This window comes from Maricaulis sp. (assembly GCF_030149235.1).
In the GTDB taxonomy this organism is placed as follows: domain Bacteria; phylum Pseudomonadota; class Alphaproteobacteria; order Caulobacterales; family Maricaulaceae; genus Maricaulis.
Window position 1 is genome coordinate 13,360 of record NZ_JASBRW010000079.1, and the last position, 17,935, is coordinate 31,294.

Below are 17,935 nucleotides of genomic sequence, written 5' to 3' on the forward strand. Positions count from 1 at the left end.
GGGCCCTCCAAATACCGATGTCTAGTAGTCCCCGCGCGGGCGATCCATCAGGCCGCCGAAGAAGATCGCATTGAGGAACATCTTCTCGGTACCGCGGAATGTGGCGCGGAAATTCGGGTTGTCGACGAAGAGGATAACGCTGCCTGCTCCCGCTCGGCGTGCAACAACCGCGGGCGTTCCGGCGATCTCGTCGAGGCGGCGCTGCGAGGCATAGCCGGAAAGCAGCGGCTCCTCGGTGTACTCCACGACGACTGCGAACGGGTCGTTGTCCGGCCGGTCGAGCACGATCGTGGTGTTTCGGTGCAGCGGGATGAAACGATCCATATAGCCGAACCCGATCGGGTGGCTGGTATCGAGATCACCGGCGAAGATTGTGCCGCCAATAACGTGTTCCGCGTCATTGATCCGCATCGAAGAGTAGTCGCGGCGCTCGACAGGGGCGTCATTCTCATCGCTAGAGTTGGCCTCCGCTTCATCATCGCCAAAGAAGGCGTTCTGCATCGTCCGAGCTGCCTGGCGGGTCGCGATGACAATGCCGCCTTCCTCCCGCACCCATTGCTCGACCCGTTCCTGCGCATCACCAAGGCTGGTACGACCGCCACCGACGATCACCAGATGGGTATAACGTGACCAGTCCAGGCTGCCGATCTGGTCCTTGCGGCGCAGCGTCACCGGAATGTGCATCCGGTGATCGAGCTGATGCCAGACTTCCCCGGCATCATTTAGCGACAGGCCGTCATCGAAAAGGACCAGCACTTCCGGCCGATCGACACTGCGGAAGCCCGCACCATCGCCCAGGTCGGGTGTATTGCCCGGCGTTGACCCGGAGAGGGCCGAGAACACCGGTACGCCATCTTCCGCGGCAATATCGGATACCATCTCATGGATGGCTTCACGGCTGATCTCCTGGCCCATAAAGGGGATGAAGACAGTTCCGGGTGTGAAGTCCATCAGGCCTTGATGCGTGTGGATCGTCACCGCCTGGGTGGCGACACGAACACGAACATCGGCATCGAGCAGGCGGTAGAGTGCACGGGGTGCGTAATAGTCCGACCAGCGGACGATATAGCCATAGCTGGAGACCGGCGGAGCGGGTTGAGCCAGCGGTTGAGACTGCGCTTCCTCCCCCATCATGCCGCGCGGGATATTGGACAGCTCGGCGTAATCGAGGTCGTAGGCCAGAGGCATGGTCCAGCCAGAGACGTCGTAGAACACGTTCTCGGCGAACTCGGTCGGGCGGTCGAACATCGACCGGATCATCGTGTATTGCGGCTGTTCCAGCGGCACGATGAAGGCTTCGCCTGGCGCGAAATTGCGGCCACCGGCCCGGATGTCGCGCGCGGCTTCATAGAAGCGGATGTCGTGGCGTTCGAGCAGGTCGAGGAAATAGTTGAGACGGACCGGGTCGCCGTCGGCAGCGATGACATACCCGGACGTATTGTCGGCGCTGGCAGCAGCCAGAGCATCGGCAAAGAATTGACGCTGATAAGCAGCGATTTCGTCGCGTTGGTCCAGCGCACCCTGGACAGTGGTCAGGGTGGTGCGGAACTGGGTGCGGACATTATCGCTATGGCTGACCAGGCCGCGCTCGGCCTCGATCAGACCGCCACGTGCAGCACCAATCTCGAACAGAATGCCGAGCGAGCCATTGACCTGCGGATAGGTCGAGCCCTTGCCGACATAGAAATTGTCGAAGCCCTCTTCGGATGTGTAGAGACGCCCTTCGCTGTCGAGGAATTCGATGTGGCGCTGGGCAATGCCGATGGTCAGATCGCGTGCCCGCTCGGGGATCAGGGGATTGCGACGGAGCGGTTCACCCGGGTGGAAGTAGTAGGTCGACTCGGTTCCCATCTCGTGGAAGTCGGCGGAGACCTGTGGCTTCCAGCGATGCCATTGGGTCAGCCAGGCCTGGCTTTCCGGTTGGGTTTGCAGCAGCCATTGGCGATTGAGGTCAAACCAGTAGTGATTGACCCGCGCCTGGGTCCACAAATTGTGCTGCTCATGAGCGGGATTGGTTACCCGGGCCGAGCCGGCGAACATCTCGACATGGTTGACGCGGCGGGAGTGACCGTCCGGATTGAACACCGCGGTCATCAGGATCACGGCATCATCGAGCGTCTGCTCGATTTCCGCTCCCTGGGCTGCTGCGAAATGATAAAGTGCCGGGATGGCGGCATCCATGCCTGAGCTCTCGGCGCCATGAACACCGTAATTGATCCAGATGACTGCAGGGCCATCTCCGGCCGGCTGCGAGGGGTCGAGTTGGGCGAGGTGGCTCTCGCGGATCTCATCGATCCGGGCGTGGTTCTCCGGGGAGGTGATGGTGAAGAACAGAATGGGGCGCCGCTGGTGCGAATAGCCGATGGTCTCGACCGAAATCCGGTCTGATCCATTGGCAATCTCAGTCATGTAGCTGACCAGCTGATCATGCCGGATGGGGTGTTCGCCGACACCGAAACCCAGCCGGTCTTCCGGCGCCGGGATAGAGGCGTCGTATTCGACACCGTCGACCTGGTAGAAATCGATGGGTTCGGCGTGTGTGTCCGGCGCCGTGTTAAGCACCAGAAACAGCGAAGTAACGCCGGCCGCTGCGGCTTTCCAATTCAGCATGATGTCTCCCCGGGAAATGCCTGTCTCGGCGCTAAACTAGCGCTCCCGGAACGATCGGCCAATGGACGTTTCCGTGTTCGCCTCGCCGAATCCGCGGCTGCAAGACTCCGGTATAAGAATAGTTAAGCGCGCTGCGAGCCTGCATGGAAGAATCGCCAAAATGGCCCACCTCACCACTCAGCATGCATCGTAATATCTTTTAAAAACAACAGAGAAGCCTAATAAAACCACTGTTTTCGAATAATTTATACATCTCCCCTAGGGTGTGTGTGCGACTGGGAGCGACCAGAAGGCCAGAAAGGCCCGTCACCCCAGCTGTTGGGTAAACAGATGTGGGAGCCAAGAAATGGCAACGATCAACACCAATACCGGTGCGATGGTCGCATTGCAGAATTTGAATGCGACCAACAAACAACTCGAGCAGGTGCAAAGCCGGATCAATACCGGTCTCGCTGTCGCTTCTGCCAAAGACAATGGTGGCGTCTTCGCCATCGCTCAGAAGATGCGCTCGGACGTTCGCGGCTACGCGGCCGTAAGTAATTCCCTCGATCTCAGCGTCTCGACCGTCGATGTCGCCCTCGCGGCAGGCGAGGCTGTGTCGGATCTGCTGGTGGAGATGAAGGAAAAAGCGCTCGCAGCAGCGGATACCTCGCTCGACACGTCCTCTCGGGCCGCGCTGAACGAGGACTTCAAGTCGCTGCGTGATCAGATCGGTACCATTATCTCGAATGCGGATTTTAACGGGACGAATATGATCAACGGATCGGTGACCTCGATCTCCGCCCTGGCCAATGCTGACGGGACGAGCACCATCCGGATCTCTGACGAGAATCTTTCGCTGGGCGGCGCGATCGTGACGTTGAGCGCGACGGCCTCCTTTGCAACCGCCGGGGACGCAACGTCGATCGTAACGGCTATCGAGACATCGCTGGACAATATGAACCAGTCCCTCGCCCGCATGGGTACCGGCTCGAAGTCTCTGGAGGTGCACAAGAGCTTCGTCGGTAAACTGTCCGATGCTCTGGAAAAAGGGATCGGCAATCTCGTCGATGCCGACCTCGCCAGCGAGAGTGCTCGCCTGCAGTCCTTGCAGGTTAAACAGCAATTGGGTGTCCAGGCCCTGTCGATCGCGAACTCCGCGCCGGCAACCATCCTGGGCTACTTTACCTAAGCGCTGATTTGCGGCGCGGACCGGCGTCCTAAACGGTCCGGGACCTGCCTTCCCAGCCCTGTTGTGACGGGGCTGGGTTTTCTTTTGCGGTGATAGTTGAGGCCTAGCAGCGCACGCCGCTTGGACATTCGGGGCCGCAATGCTAATTCGCGCCTCATGAGTAGAGATCCGTCCCTTATCCGCAATTTTTCGATCGTGGCCCATATCGACCACGGCAAGTCGACTCTGGCCGATCGCCTGATCCAGTTCACTGGCGGGCTGTCCGACCGTGAGATGAAGGAACAAGTGCTCGACAATATGGAGCTCGAGCGCGAACGCGGCATCACGATCAAGGCGCAGACCGTGCGTCTCGACTACACCGCTAAGGACGGCAAGACCTATACGCTCAACCTGATCGACACGCCTGGACACGTCGACTTCGCCTATGAGGTCAACCGATCCCTGGCTGCGTGTGAAGGGTCCCTGCTGGTCGTTGATGCGTCGCAGGGTGTGGAAGCCCAGACCTTGGCCAATGTTTACCAGGCGATCGAGGTCGACCATGAAATCGTCCCGGTGCTCAATAAGATCGACCTGCCGGCCGCTGAACCGGAGCGTATCAAGGCGCAGATTGAGGATGTGATCGGTCTGGATGCTTCTGATGCGGTCGAGATTTCCGCCAAGACCGGACTGAATATCGATCAGGTCCTCGAGGCTGTCGTCCAACGTCTGCCGGCGCCGGAAACCGGTTCGCCAGACGCACCGCTCAAAGCCATGCTGGTCGACAGCTGGTATGATCCTTATCTCGGCGTGATCTGTCTGGTCCGGGTGGTTGAGGGCACGCTGAAGAAGGGCATGCGCGTCCGGTTGATGGGTACGGGTGCGGCCTATCCAGTTGATGGCGTCGGCGTGTTCCGTCCGAAGAAGGAGAACCTCGACGCCCTGTATCCGGGCGAGATCGGTTTCCTCAATGCCTCGATCAAACAGGTTCGCGATGCCCGCGTGGGTGATACGGTCACCGATGACAAGCGCCCGACCGAGCAGGCCCTGACCGGCTATAAACCGGCCCAGCCGGTTGTCTTTTGTGGCCTCTTCCCGGTCGATAGCGCCGAGTTCGAGGATCTCCGCGACGCAATCGAGAAACTCGCCCTCAATGACGCCAGCTTCTCCTATGAGATGGAGACCTCTGCGGCGCTTGGTTTCGGTTTCCGCTGTGGTTTCCTGGGCCTGCTTCATCTCGAGGTGATCCGCGAGCGTCTCGAACGCGAATACGACATCGAACTGATCACCACGGCGCCGTCCGTGGTCTACAAGCTGACTATGACTGATGGCAGCGAGATCGATCTGCACAATCCCGCCGACATGCCGGACCCGGTGAAGGTCGACTCCATTGCCGAGCCCTGGATCAAGGCCACGATCCTGGTGCCGGACGAGTATCTCGGTGGTGTTTTGAAGCTCTGCCAGGACCGCCGCGGTATCCAGAACGAGCTGACCTATGCCGGCAACCGCGCCATGCTGGTCTATGAGCTGCCGCTCAATGAAGTCGTCTTCGACTTCTATGATCGTCTCAAGTCGGTGACCAAGGGTTATGCCTCCTTCGACTACCAGTTCATCGACAACCGTGTCGGCGACCTGGTGAAAATGTCGATCCTGGTCAATGACGAGCCGGTCGATGCGCTGTCCATGGTCGTGCACCGGGCCCGGGCCGAAATGCGCGGTCGCTCCATGTGCGAAAAGCTCAAGGACCTGATCCCGCGTCACATGTTCAAAATCCCGATCCAGGCCGCACTGGGCGGGCGCATTATTGCGCGCGAAACCCTGGCCGCCCTGCGCAAGGACGTGACCGCCAAATGTTATGGTGGTGACGCGTCGCGTAAGCGCAAATTGCTCGACAAGCAGAAGGCGGGTAAGAAAAAGATGCGCCAGTTCGGCAAGGTGGACATCCCGCAGGAAGCCTTTATCGCCGCTCTGAAGATGGACGATAACTAGTCTGCTCTTGTCATTTGCCGCCAGTGTCTCATCTTTGCCGGCAGAGATTCTTCCAAGGGGATACCCATATGCGCCGTTTTATCGCTGCTCTTGCTGCTGCCACTTGTCTCTCCGCCGCGGCTCAGGCCGACCTCGATGTCGGCGATGCCGCACCGGACTTCACGGTCCAGGGTTTCCAGGCCGGTGAAGCGGTGACGCTGACCCTGTCTGAAGCGCTGACCAACGGACCGGTTGTGGCTTTCTTCTTCCCGGCCGCTTTCACGGGCGGGTGCAATGCCCAGGCGGCGAGCTTCGCTGAGTCGATCGACCAGTTCGAAGCACTCGGTGCCCAGGTCATCGGCCTGACCGCCGGCAATACGGACCAACTCTCCGAGTTCTCGACCCAGCACTGCGCCGATGCCTTTCCGGTTTTTGCCGTCAATGACGACATTATCAACGGTTATGAGAGCCACATGCGCCCGGGCGGCAACTGGACGGGCCGGATTACCTATGTGATCGATCAGGACTCGACCATCGCCTATCACTATGCCGACGGTAGCCCATACCCGCATGTCGACAACTCGTTGGCGGCGCTGCGCGAAATGGCCGCTGCGGAATAATTTCCGCTTTCCGTCACGGATAAATGGTGCACTGCAACGAATCCGGGCTAGTTTGCCTGGAACACGATGAGGTGCACCATGTCCGAGACGGCGATCCTGTTTGAAAATGTTCATGCTGTTGCTGACGCCCAGCTTCTCGCGGCGGGGCTGAAGATCGAGCGCCACGGCGCCGCCTTGCCGGTCGAGGACCTGCACGCCGCGCTCGCGCGCGCACGGGTCGCCGGAATTCGTTCGCGGACCAAGATGAACGCAGCGGCATTCGATGCCGCACCGGATCTCGCTGTGCTGGGCTGTTTCTGCATCGGCACCAACCAGGTTGATCTCGAGGCAGCCGCGGCGCGGGGTATCCCGGTCTTCAATGGCCCCTTCGGTAATACCCGGTCCGTTGCCGAGCTGACCCTGGCCTCTATCATCATGCTCATGCGTGGCATTCCGCATCGCGCCGGCGCTGCGATGCGCGGAGAGTGGCGCAAGACCGCTGAGCATTCCCACGAAGTGCGCTCCAAGAAGCTCGGCATTGTTGGCTACGGCAATATCGGCTCGCAACTCTCTGTTTTGGCGAGTGCTTTGGGGATGCATGTCTATTTTTACGACATCGAGCCCAAGCTGGCGCATGGGAATGCCCGTTCCGTTGCCACGCTGGATGAGTTGCTGGGCCTGTGCGATGTCGTCACCCTGCACGTGCCCGACACACCGCAGACCCGCAACATGATGGGCGCGGCCGAGATCGCGAAAATGAAGCCGGGCAGCTATCTGATTAACCACGCGCGCGGCAATCTTGTTGATATCGACGCGCTGGCCAATGCGCTGGAGAGTGGTCATTTGTTCGGCACGGCGATTGACGTGTTCCCGAAAGAGCCGGCCTCCAAGGACGAAGCATTCGTTTCGCCTCTCCAACAATTCGAGAATGTCATTCTTACACCGCATATTGGCGGTTCAACGCTCGAGGCCCAGGCTGCCATCGGCGAGGATGTCTCGCTCAAGCTGGCGCGTTTCCTTCAGCAAGGCAGCACCAAGGGGGCCGTCAATGTCCCCGAGCTGGAGCCGGGCCCGGTGCCTGAGAGCCGCGCCCGGGTGATCAGCTTCCACGGCAATGCGCCGGGCTATCTGTCGCGCCTGACCGAGGTCGTCAGCGCCAGCGGGGCCAATATCGCCTCCCAGCGTCTCGAGACCCGGGGCGATTTCGGCTATGTCATTGCCGATCTGGAAGGCGATCTCCCGGATAATCTGGTCGAGCAGGTAAAGGCCCTCGATGGCTCCATCCGGGTCCGGCTGATCGGTGGCTAGACCTGGGGGTTAACGCCGCAGCGCGGTCATCAATGCGTCCACGGAGCGGACATACTCCGCGCCGGAATGCTCCGCTGCAGCGAGGACCACTTCGCGCTGTGCGATGACGCCGAAACCGATGAAACGATCCGCGGCACCTTGTTCATAGGCCTCGAAATCCGTCATGCCGTCGCCGACCATCACGGTCTGCTCCGCCCGGGCGCCGATATGGCCGAGGATCTCGGCCTTGCCACCATTGCGTGACAGGGGATTGTCGAGATCGAGACCGACAACGGTCGGGCCGTCAAACACCATTGAATTGGCGTGGATCTCGCCGCGGGCGAAGCCGAGATCCTGCAATACCGGTTCGAGCAGGTCGGTAAAACCGCCGGATATGGCATGGCATTCATCGCCCTGCTCACGCAGCTGGCGCAGCAGCGGCTTCATGCCCGGAGTGACCTGGCGCCGCAGGCGCTCGGACACCGCTTCGATATTGCCGCGATCAAGCGGAATGATGGCGAGGCGCTGTGTGAGGCTGTCGCGCAATTCCATGCGGCCGGTCATCCCGGCCTGTGTCAGCGCGTGCAGTTGTTCGGAAATCTCGACCCGGTCATCGCGACCGGACAGGGCGTGTTCGATCGCCGTATCGAGGCTCTCGACACGTAGCAGCGTGGAATCGACATCAAACGCGATCAGTCGTTTCAAGGGATCAGCCCGGCCTTTTGCCCCCACCCGGTATAGCTGGAGTTGCGGCGGCTTTCGAGTTCTTCCTTGCTGGGGTCGGCGAAAAGCGCTTTCGGTTCGATCCCGGCACCGTCCAGGATCCGGTTCATGAAGGCATAGAGCGAGGCGACCTGGACCGCGTCATAGAGCGCATCCTCGCTCCATCCGGCGGCGTAGACGGCCTCGGCCTGGCTCGGCCTGATTTTCGCGGGTTCCTCGGTGACCTGACGGACATAGTCCAGCAAGGGCCGTAATTTGGCGTCGATGCCCGCCGCGGCAGGGCCGTCATGGACCAGACTTTCCACAAAAGCCTGCTCATAGCCAAAGGCTTGCGCCATGGCCTTGTGGGCCCCGAAGCAGAAGCGGCAGGCATTGAGGCCGGACACATAGGCCGAGATCAGCTCGCGCTCGCCGATGCTGAGATCCGAGGGCGCGCGCATGATATCGTCATGAAGGGCGAGCAGAGGCGCGACACCGCGCGGGAAGCGCTTGAACAACGCTTCAAGATAATCGCCTTCCTGCAGGCTGGGATAATGCGGCATGACAGCTCCGGCGGCTTGGTGGCCCTCAAACCCGTACCCAAGCCCGGATCATGACCGACCGCAAGTCCGTAGCGGATCGTCAGCTGTGCTGCCGCGTTCGGACAATGCGTTGATAAGCCTGCCAGCTTTCTCCGGTATCCATGGACATGTCGACGCTGAAGACAATTCGGTCCACCCCTTCAATCGCCGTGGTCAGTCGGAAGTGCAGGGTCGTGCCGTCCTCACCAACATAACTCGTCCCGGATCGCAGATTGGACAGGACTAGCCGACCGTCGGCGTCGAAATCCCCCTCATAGATGTCCATATTGCCCCAGGTATCGTCTATGGCGACGAGGCGATAGTGATCGCGGTTCTGGTCGTATTGGAGAGTGCTTTCCAGCTGCCAGCCATTGACCCCATCCGGATCGGGGTCTTCGCGCAGCGCGAGATCGTTGAGCATGAAATAGATATGGGCGTGCTCAGTCCCGGCCTCGCTCCAACCATCCTCGGTCATCCGGTAAACCGTTGCTGTCCAATCGCCGGCGAGCGGCGCCAGCCGGGCCATCGCGGCCTGCGCTTCGGCCCCCGGGAAGGTCTGCGGCTCGGTATCAGCATCGGTTTGAGCCGTGAGCAATGCCACGGTGAGCGTCGTCATCCAGATCAGTGGGGTCATCATGGTAATGTTCCTGTCCAGCCAGTCAGAGCAGGCTAGCGGGTCAGCGGGATGCGGGGCCAGACCCGGGCCTTCGCAACCGTCCCAGCAAACGGGAATTTGGTCACAAAAAGCGCGTCAGGGATTATTTCTGCGCCCACTGAGTGAGACGCCTTGCCGTCCGCCGCTTTATGGCTATAGTCCGCGCCTCTTGCGGTGAGGTGGCCGAGTGGTCGAAGGCGCACGCCTGGAACGCGTGTAGGCGGTGTCCCCGTCTCGTGGGTTCGAATCCCACCCTCACCGCCACTCAGACCGGCAGGTCTGGTCTCTTTCCATGAAGTGGCAATTTCTTCCCCAAGTTCCCGGGGCTTGCGAAGCCGTGTCTGGAACCGAGACCGAACCAACTCCCCCCAATACCCCCGAAAACCCCGAAAGTCTCAAACCGCCATGTGTGGTGGTCCGGGTACTGGGGATTTCCCTGATAATGGCCGATTTGCAGCGAAATTAGCCACTGAACAGCGAAGCGCCCCATCCTACCTGATGGAACGCATCAAACTTTCAACTGTTTAGCTGAGGAGTTCCCTGTGTCAGCTAACAGGGAAATTCGCTTTAGCGAGGGCATTTAGCAGGGAAGAAATCAGCTTCATCAGCGAACGAGACTTGGACGGTCGAAGCCAAACATTCGCTCTTGTTCAGACCAGTCCAACGGGATGTCGGACCTGACAAGGGTGTTGGTGGAGAGATCGACAGGCTGGGTCCCGTTGAGGATGGCTGTCATGATGACTGGAGACAGGAAAGCGAGCTGAAGTCGGTCCCGCAAAAACCTGCTCGAAACACCGGCATCTTCAGCGAGTGCCTCCATGCGTTCGCCTGCAAGGATACGATCTCTCCAATTCAGGGCGCGCCCGAGTGTGCGCTGGAGAGTTTCATCTGGTGCGGGGCGAGCATCACCAAGAACGATTTTACGCTCAACACCTCTACGGCGGATAGTGAAGGGTTCAAGGATCTCGACTGGGGCGCAGCCGGCCCATGCGTCGGCGGGGAGCCGAAGTCTGATCCCTAAGTGAGCGGGTCCGACCACGACACGCGTTGCGACCGCAAGCAGCTTCTCGGGTGCGGCGTTTGCAAGTCGGTCGAGGGCTTGCTCTCGCTTCTCAACTTCTTCAATCGTTTGATCAGCAGACGATAGCAACACGGCTCGGTCCTGTGTGATCCGGGTCTGGATAGCGGATGTGACCGCAGCTTCCACTGTCTGCGCGGGCAGTCGAATGCCATCTCCTGCCTCGCCGGATTTCTTCACGAGCGACTGCGAGACGTAGTACCGAAATCGTTTCGGTCCTCGGGTCGTATGGGAAGGAGTAAGGCGACGGCCTTGTTCGTCGAAAATCCGCCCGGCGAGAGGGCTAGATATCTTTGCCGTTCTTACTTTCGCAGTTCGCCTCGACGCCGCGTCTAGCTTCGCCTGGACCCGTTCAAACAAATCGTGGTCGATGATCGGGTCATGTAGTCCGTCGTAGACCACGTTCTTGTGTCGGACTTTGCCGACATAGAGGGGGTTGCGAAGGATGTGCTGAATGCGGCCGCGTGAAAATGGTCCACCTCCAGTCGTTCGCCCGTTCTTCATTTGCCGGACCTTGGTCCGGTACCCCGCTTTGCTCGCTCGCTGCTCTACTTGGCGCAGACAATCGAGTTCATCATAAAGCTCGAAGAGGCGCACAACAATTTTAGCTTCGCTGGCGTGCGGTGTCAGCGACCTGCCATCGACGTCATAGCCTAAGGGCACGTTCCCTCCCATCCACATGCCCTTGGCTTTGGATTGAGCAATCTTATCCCTTATACGCTCAGCCGTGACCTCCCATTCAAACTGAGCAAAGGACAGCAGAACATTGAGCGTCAAACGTCCCATTGATGTCGAGGTGTTGAAGGCCTGCGTGACGGAGACGAATGAAGATCCGGACGCGTCCAGTCGCTCGATGAGTTTGGCGAAGTCGGCGAGCGACCGTGTTAAACGGTCGACCTTGTAGACGACGACCAGGTCGACCTTGCCCGCATCGATATCACCAAGGAGACGCTGAAGGCCTTGGCGCTCCATCGTTGCACCCGATACCCCGCCATCATCATAATGCTGGGTAAGAAGCTTCCAGCCTTCATGCTTCTGACTGGCGATATAGGCTTCACATGCCTCGCGCTGGGCATCTAGTGAATTGAACTCTTGGTCGAGGCCCTCGTCAGAGGACTTTCGGGTGTAGATCGCGCATCGGATGGTTCGCTTTTGTGGCATCAGGGGCGTCTCCTCTCTATGCCGAAAAAGCGCGGGCCGGACCATCGTGTTCCAGTGATTGCTTGAGCTATCGCGCTGAGCGATCGATAGGTGCCGCCGTTCCAGCTAAACCCCTTCTCTAGAACCTCTACTTCGTGGAGGCAGCCGTTCCATTCGCGAATGAGCCTTCCGCCCGGTTGAATGCCTGTCGCCTTCGGTCGCGGATTGGGCCCGGACATGGCCTTGAGCTGGTTCTCTGCTCGCTTGGTCAGGCCGCGATTTCGTTCAACTTGAACTTGGTGAGCCAGGAAACGGCGCATCAAAGGAGCGCTTAATCGCTTGGGTGGTGGTTGGCCCATGATGTCTCGCCAAGTCTCAGAGAGAGCGGCGTGATCGAGGTCGGGCAAAACCGTCAGCTTGAGCTCGGTTGATCTCATCATCTAAACCTCCCGGCTGAGACGGTAGCGGGCGTGATGTTCGCCTGTCGACGGAGGTAGAGTGTCTAAGGCCACACCGTCCTTGCGTAGCCCCGTGAGAGCGGCTCGGGCCGTATGGGGGCGCCAGCCTAGGAGCGTGGCGAGTTGCGGGCTGGTGATGCCCTTTGGTGGTCGCAGGAGCTGATGGAGCCGAGCCTTTTTTGTGCCCGCTCGATAGGGGCAGGTGAGCTGCGCCTTGTTAGGGTTCGACAGAACTTGATCGACAGGGATGGTGGTTTGCATGATCGCCTCCGGTGTGTGCGCTCCGACATTGCTGCGCTTGCACCGAGGCGAGCCCGGGGTCGGTTAAACTTCGCCGCCGGGCTTGGCTTCATGGATGCTCGATATGGTGTTGAAGTCCAGTCCAAGTTGGTGGTTTTGCTCAATAGCCGCAGCCAGCGCCGATGGATCAATGAGCGGCGCTGGCCCAACGCGCATGGGTCGAAGGGCTGTCTCAGCCGTGTTTAGAATGAGCAACGCACGAACTAATTGTTTGCGTGTCTGTTCGAGTGTCGTGATTGACGGGGCCGTGTGGCCCTCGACGCTGGCTGTGGCTGCATCTTCAGCGGCCGCTGTCACCTCCGCGAATAGGTGCCCAAGATCGATGTCATCTTCCATAATGCACCAGCACCGCTCAGGTGAGCGGTGCTGGTCCAGTGAAAAGAGCAGTGGTCCGGCAGAAGGTGTCGAGCCGAAGTGATCAAGCGCCGAGCTGGAAAAGGGATACTTTCGATTTGTGCGACTGATCATAAAGGCGGTGGTAGGTAATCAGGGCTTGAGAAAGTGCATCGACCTGATCGTCATTAGCCCCCTGAGGGAACGCTCGGCATTCGTCGATGAGCGATTGTGCCCAGGCGAATTTGTCCGGGTTGGGGATATGCAGTCGTCCTTTTGACACCAATAAACTCGCTTCGTCCCATCGAGCCTCCTTGCTCATCTTCGGCTTGAACGGGTGCAACTTCGGTACGGTCTTTGAGCTCATCTGCCAAAGTGCCTTTAGGTGCTCGTGCACCTCAGACGCAAGAGGGGCTCCGCTTGATGCTTGCTCGATCACGAGTTCATCGGGTTTGTACTTTTTAACGAACTCAAGTGTGGTCGCCTTCAACTCGGCGAATTCCACCTGATTACGCCAGCGGGCTTTCAGAAAGATGCGCCCGTCATAAACATGAAAGACTAGGATGACCGAGTAAGATTTGGCATATTTGCCACCCGCAGCAGGATCGATACTCATCAGAACCGTGTCCGGTGGCCGTTTGGGCAGCTCGTCAACCAACTTGAACTTGCCAACGTCAATTAGCCCCCCACCGCCTGGAACTGGGGCCTGAAGAAACTGAGCCTTGAACGCAGCTTCACCCATCAAGGTCCGCTGTTCATCCAGATAAGCGTGAGGCAGGCGTGTCGGGTGTAGTAGCTCGCCGGCTTTCCAGTCGAACCTGGAGTTCGGGCCGGTCGTGATCGATCGCGTTTTGTCCGAGATCGCGGGAAGGCTTAGCGTCCTCCAATTCGACGCTTGTGCGACGGCCGCATGCGGGTCCCAGATCGAAAGGCGTTGCATGACGAGGATCGCGACACCGGTAGCGGCGTTGTTGAGCCGAGACATCGCGCTCTTGGTAATCCAGTTTTTGACCTTCTCACACCGGTTCTGGTTGGTCGCGTCATCGGCGCTGATGGGGTCGTCGAAGATGAGGAAGTCAGCCCCAAGGCCTGTCACGCCTGACTGCGTTGTCACGGCGCGCCTGCCGCCGTTCTTGTTTGTCACATACACGCGCTGAGTATCTTTGGTCGGAGGCGGGTTTAGAGTGGGGAAAATCGCCTTGAACTGCGAGTGTGAGACCAGCTTCCGGAACTGGCCGGATTGTTCTTCCGCCAGTGCCTCATTATGGCTGACGACGATAAATTTCCTCGCTGGGTCGTGCCCGAGCATGAAGGCAGGAAATGCCACCGAGACGATGAAGGATTTAAGCGTACGAGGCGGCAGGTTGATGGACAGACGTTTCTCCTTGCCCGTGCGGATCTGCTCCATCTCATGGCACAACGCATCAATGTGGAAGTTGTCATGAAAGTCGATGTCTGGGTGTGTGAGATTGAACGCCAACCGTACGAAGGCCTTAAAGTCTTTGCGTGCCGCTGCGGCAACCTCCGCCTTGCTTGCCTTAGTGATTTTCATCTGGACCTCCCGCGTTCGATGCCGTGCGCTGCATGAGGTCGTTGAGGATCGCCAGATCCTCCTCTGTTGCGGGCAACTCGGCGTTCTGACCGTCTTGTTCTGTCGGCCAGTGGGCGTGGATCTGTCTCAGGAGCTCAGCCAGCGCCCGAGGGTCGCCGTTGATGGCCTTGGTCACGAGTTGTTTTGTGACCGCTTCCAGCTTGGTGACTTTCCGGGACTTGCCGGCCTCCTTGATTGTGAGCTTTTCGGAGAGCTCCTCGACCAGGATCGTGGCGAAGTTCTTTTTGCCCTTCGGTCGACCTTTAGGGTTTCCGGAGTTGCCCTTCTTAAAGCGGTTGGCTTTGGGCGGTTTGCCGTATCCGATTTCGTAATCGCTCATGACGCTGCTCCTTCCGATTCAGGGGCGGCGAGGGCGAGCGCCAGATGTGGATGCTGGCCGTCTTCCAGCAACACCGGCTTCTCGCCGGTCGTCGCGCTCCAGCGGCTGAGAATGACGTCCACATAGCGCGGGTCGAGTTCGATCACGCGAGCGCGCCTTCCGGTTCGTTCTGCGGCGAGCAGGGTCGACCCTGAGCCAGCAAATCCGTCGATCACGATGTCCTTAGGTCGAGACGCATCAAGGAGCGCGTCCTCGATCATCTTCGTGGGTTTAACCGTAGGGTGGTCAGCGAGATCCTTGTCCCGCCCAGACCGGAACGTATTGGCGCCGGCATAGGTCCAGACATTCGAGCGATTACGCCCAAATCTGCCCAGTTGGACATTGTTGGTATGGGGCGCGTGCCCCACTTTGAACAAGGCGATCAGCTCATGGCGGGAACGGTAAAACGAACCCATGCCTGCATTGGTTTTGTTCCATACAATGAGATTGAGTTGATCAGTGTAGATCGGGTCACACGCTGCGTAGAGCTCACGTAGGTGCCTGTGGTCCATGGCGATGTAATGAAGCGCACCGTTCGACGAGACGCTGGTCGCATGTCCCAGGCTCAACGCGAGGAATTCAGTGAATTCAGCGGGCGACATCTCGCCGGCCGCCATGTCGAATTCATCATGAGATTTCGAAGTCACATGGCCCTTGATGCGCACGTTGTAAGGAGGATCGGTGAAGCAGATCTGGGCTCGCTCATTGCCCATCAGTTTGCGCCAACTGGCGGCCTCAAGACAGGATCCGCAATAAACAAGGTGTTCGCCGAGCCTCCAAAGGTCCCCCGGGCGTGAGATGGGTTCCACGGGCGGCTCTGGGATCTCTTCTTCGCTCGCGACTGGGGAAGTCGTGTCTTCGGTCGCGAACATGAGATCGATTTCAGGCACCTCAAAGCCTGTGGTTTCAATATCCAGCTCAGGGGCAAACTCGATAAGAGCGCCGATCTCAAGTTTCAGGCAGTCGCGATCCCAGCCGCCTCGTTCCGGGAACCGGTTGGCCGCAATTACGTAGGCGCGTTTCTGATGGTCGTTGAGATGGAAAACCTGAATGGCTTTGATCTGGCTCAACCCCAAACGGCGGCAGGCTTCCACTCGCAGATGCCCGGACAGGATTACTAGGCCTTCATCAATGATGACTGGGTCAATCAGACCGAGTTGCTCGATGGATCGGGCAAGCGCCTTTAGCTTGCCGGCGTCATGCTTGCGGGCGTGTCGCTCATACGGAGTCAGTTCGCTAATGCACACGTGCAGTGTGCGTGTATCGTTTTCTTGCCGGGGCATGCCCAACACCTTTCTCCCGGGCTAGCCGGGGCAAATCGCGTTATCGATTTGGCATCAGGTGTTGGTAGTCTGTATTCACGTGTCCATCCTTGGAAAGACACCGAACGCCATGTAGCCTGCGTACAGTAGATCTGCGGGCCGTCCTCAATCCATTGGGCTTTCCGAGCGATGACCGGAGAGCGGAGGGCGCGATTTGCTGCTTCGCAATGTCACTATGATTGGTGATTCTTGAGCGAGTTGGCAAGATGCTGGGTAAACCAGATTTGGAGTGCGCCTAGTTCGCGTGTGCGACAACGGCATCCCGAAACGCTCGCAGCTCCGAAATGTGGAAGCGTCCATCGCGTTGACGACCGCTCAGGCCTTGAATGCGGAAGCGGACCACTTGGTGTGAGCGGTCTTCAATCCCGGTAATCAGCTGATTGATCTCGGCCAGGGTCAGATCGAACACCATTTCCTCGTAGTAGATGCAGCTATTGCGAGAGCAGGATCGAACATCGAGATTGACGCGATCAACGGTACGAGCCTCAACGCTGTGTTCAAAGTTGACTGAAACTGGCTGTAGAGCTGCCGTCGTATTGGCTTCCGCTGTCACGTATGCCTGCAGAACGACGACCCCTTCACCGCGTGGAAGCGATGCACGTAAAAACTGATCATCTCTGGGTCCGAAGCTGAATTGATAATCTCGCCATCCGGTTCGCGTGTTTATCCGAACATCTGAGTTCAGCGGGTCATCTGTGACTGAAAGCGACTGCGTAAAATGTGCCTGGCTCAGCGCCAGGAACTCGAGCTCTCGCTCTTCCGGTGTTTGTGTCGTAGCGCATCCGGCTGTGGCAATCGTCAAAATGTAGCTCAATAGAGCGGTCTTCGCGTGCATGGTATTTATCCCCCGGTTGCATCCTATAAGTCTCATTCCTGCTCAGGCTTGGACACTAGTCAACGGAAAATGAGACTCATCGTCTGTAGATCTATAGTGTGCGGACTTGTCCAGTCGCGAGCATGGCAATTCGTGAGCGCCTGGCCGCAAACATCGTGAAGCTGCGCAAAGACAGGGGCTGGTCTCAGGAAGAGCTGGCCGACCGTGCCGGCTTGCACCGGACATACGTGTCAGGCGTTGAGCGTTGCGCCCGAAACCCGACGATCACAGTTGTCGAGAAATTTGCTAAGGCACTGGAGGTCGACTTGGGCCAGTTGCTTGGGTGATGTCCGCTTTGGGCGTTGTCAGAAGAAAAACGGTTTGAGCGGATTGGCTTGAAACCGTAGCGTTTTCTGATGCGCAATCCATTCCGGTACTTCAAAACTTCGCCCGAAATCATTCGACTCGCGGTGATGATGTATATTCGCTTTCCCCTCTCACTACGGAACGTCGAAGATCTGCTGCACGAGCGCGGCATCGACATCACGCATGAGACAGTGCGTTTCTGGTGGAACCGGTTCGATCCACTCTTCGCGAAGTCGATCCGAAGACGCCGCGTCCAGAACACGAACTACTCGAACTGGACTTGGCATCTCGACGAGATTTTTGTGAAGATCAACGGGGAGCTTCATTACCTCTGGCGCGCTGTTGATCACGAGGGTGAAGTGCTGGAGGCGTTCGTCACCAAACGCCGTGATCGCAAGGCTGCGTTGAAGTTTCTGCGTAAGGCGATGAAGTGGTATGGCAATCCGAAAATCATAGTGACGGACCGGTTGGACTCATACAAAGCCGCCCTGAGAGAGATCGGGAATGCGGGGCGCCAGGAGATGGGGAGGTGGCTCAACAATCGGGCCGAAAACTCGCATCAGCCGCTACGACGGCGAGAGAAAATAATGAACCGGTTCAGATCT

Annotated in this window: 18 protein-coding genes and 1 tRNA gene; 7 read left to right on the top strand and 12 right to left on the bottom strand. The window is 58.7% G+C overall.

The annotated features are described in order from the left end of the window. Window positions 1-21: 21 nt before the first annotated feature. Window positions 22-2,610 (bottom strand): M14 family zinc carboxypeptidase, encoded by a 2,589-nt coding sequence (locus tag Q1V51_RS11955; RefSeq protein WP_300556645.1) that lies wholly within the window; start codon window positions 2,608-2,610, stop codon window positions 22-24. Window positions 2,611-2,956: 346 nt separating this feature from the next. Here Q1V51_RS11955 and Q1V51_RS11960 point away from each other — a divergent pair, with 346 nt between their 5' ends. The 4 genes from Q1V51_RS11960 (at window position 2,957) to serA (ending at window position 7,632) form a co-directional block, all read left to right on the top strand. Next, complete coding sequence (locus Q1V51_RS11960) at window positions 2,957-3,781, top strand: flagellin (protein ID WP_300556647.1); 825 nt, start codon at window positions 2,957-2,959, stop codon at window positions 3,779-3,781. 156 nt (window positions 3,782-3,937) lie between these two features. Further along, entirely contained in the window at window positions 3,938-5,746 is a 1,809-nt protein-coding gene (gene lepA / locus Q1V51_RS11965; protein ID WP_300556649.1) for a translation elongation factor 4, read from the top strand. Window positions 5,747-5,814: 68 nt separating this feature from the next. Further along, window positions 5,815-6,345: a redoxin domain-containing protein gene (locus Q1V51_RS11970; RefSeq protein ID WP_300556651.1), complete on the top strand. Its 531-nt coding sequence runs from the start codon at window positions 5,815-5,817 to the stop codon at window positions 6,343-6,345. A gap of 78 nt (window positions 6,346-6,423) precedes the next feature. After that, window positions 6,424-7,632 (top strand): phosphoglycerate dehydrogenase, encoded by a 1,209-nt coding sequence (serA, locus tag Q1V51_RS11975; protein WP_300556653.1) that lies wholly within the window; start codon window positions 6,424-6,426, stop codon window positions 7,630-7,632. 9 nt (window positions 7,633-7,641) lie between these two features. Here the strand turns inward: serA and Q1V51_RS11980 are convergent, their stop codons facing one another. From Q1V51_RS11980 to Q1V51_RS11990, 3 genes are all read right to left on the bottom strand, one after another. Then, window positions 7,642-8,316, bottom strand: a complete 675-nt coding sequence (locus tag Q1V51_RS11980; RefSeq protein ID WP_300556655.1) for an HAD-IB family phosphatase — start codon at window positions 8,314-8,316, stop codon at window positions 7,642-7,644. Then, on the bottom strand, window positions 8,313-8,876 hold the full coding sequence (locus tag Q1V51_RS11985) for a hypothetical protein (RefSeq protein WP_300556656.1): 564 nt from the start codon (window positions 8,874-8,876) through the stop codon (window positions 8,313-8,315). Before Q1V51_RS11985 ends, Q1V51_RS11980 begins: the two co-directional genes overlap by 4 nt. A 79-nt stretch (window positions 8,877-8,955) precedes the next feature. Then, the gene (locus tag Q1V51_RS11990) at window positions 8,956-9,531 is read right to left on the bottom strand and encodes a DUF1579 family protein (RefSeq protein WP_300556658.1); all 576 of its coding nucleotides are present in this window, start codon (window positions 9,529-9,531) and stop codon (window positions 8,956-8,958) included. Between the two features lie 191 nt (window positions 9,532-9,722). Here Q1V51_RS11990 and Q1V51_RS11995 point away from each other — a divergent pair. Then, a tRNA-Ser gene (locus tag Q1V51_RS11995) sits at window positions 9,723-9,813 on the top strand. A 340-nt stretch (window positions 9,814-10,153) separates the two neighbouring features. Here Q1V51_RS11995 and Q1V51_RS12000 read toward each other — a convergent pair. The 8 genes from Q1V51_RS12000 to Q1V51_RS12030 form a co-directional block, all read right to left on the bottom strand. Then, complete coding sequence (locus Q1V51_RS12000; protein WP_300556659.1) at window positions 10,154-11,788, bottom strand: recombinase family protein; 1,635 nt, start codon at window positions 11,786-11,788, stop codon at window positions 10,154-10,156. After that, window positions 11,788-12,207 (bottom strand): DUF2924 domain-containing protein, encoded by a 420-nt coding sequence (locus Q1V51_RS12005; protein WP_300556660.1) that lies wholly within the window; start codon window positions 12,205-12,207, stop codon window positions 11,788-11,790. Before Q1V51_RS12005 ends, Q1V51_RS12000 begins: the two co-directional genes overlap by 1 nt. Next, window positions 12,208-12,486 (bottom strand): DUF3489 domain-containing protein, encoded by a 279-nt coding sequence (locus tag Q1V51_RS13475; protein WP_366522745.1) that lies wholly within the window; start codon window positions 12,484-12,486, stop codon window positions 12,208-12,210. A 63-nt stretch (window positions 12,487-12,549) separates the two neighbouring features. Further along, the gene (locus Q1V51_RS12010) at window positions 12,550-12,861 is read right to left on the bottom strand and encodes a hypothetical protein (protein WP_300556661.1); all 312 of its coding nucleotides are present in this window, start codon (window positions 12,859-12,861) and stop codon (window positions 12,550-12,552) included. An 82-nt stretch (window positions 12,862-12,943) separates the two neighbouring features. After that, window positions 12,944-14,410, bottom strand: a complete 1,467-nt coding sequence (locus Q1V51_RS12015) for a hypothetical protein (RefSeq protein WP_300556663.1) — start codon at window positions 14,408-14,410, stop codon at window positions 12,944-12,946. Next, on the bottom strand, window positions 14,397-14,789 hold the full coding sequence (locus Q1V51_RS12020) for a DUF5681 domain-containing protein (protein ID WP_300556665.1): 393 nt from the start codon (window positions 14,787-14,789) through the stop codon (window positions 14,397-14,399). The genes Q1V51_RS12015 and Q1V51_RS12020 overlap by 14 nt, the downstream gene beginning before the upstream one ends. Then, window positions 14,786-16,111: a DNA methyltransferase gene (locus tag Q1V51_RS12025; RefSeq protein ID WP_300556667.1), complete on the bottom strand. Its 1,326-nt coding sequence runs from the start codon at window positions 16,109-16,111 to the stop codon at window positions 14,786-14,788. Before Q1V51_RS12025 ends, Q1V51_RS12020 begins: the two co-directional genes overlap by 4 nt. A 274-nt stretch (window positions 16,112-16,385) precedes the next feature. Beyond that, window positions 16,386-16,985, bottom strand: coding sequence for a hypothetical protein (locus tag Q1V51_RS12030; RefSeq protein ID WP_300556669.1), 600 nt, complete (start codon window positions 16,983-16,985; stop codon window positions 16,386-16,388). Window positions 16,986-17,107: 122 nt separating this feature from the next. Between Q1V51_RS12030 and Q1V51_RS12035 the strand changes: the two genes are divergently transcribed. Beyond that, the gene (locus Q1V51_RS12035; protein ID WP_300556671.1) at window positions 17,108-17,311 is read left to right on the top strand and encodes a helix-turn-helix transcriptional regulator; all 204 of its coding nucleotides are present in this window, start codon (window positions 17,108-17,110) and stop codon (window positions 17,309-17,311) included. A gap of 69 nt (window positions 17,312-17,380) precedes the next feature. Beyond that, window positions 17,381-17,935: IS6 family transposase (locus Q1V51_RS12040; protein ID WP_300556674.1), on the top strand; the 555-nt coding region annotated here is incomplete at its 3' end.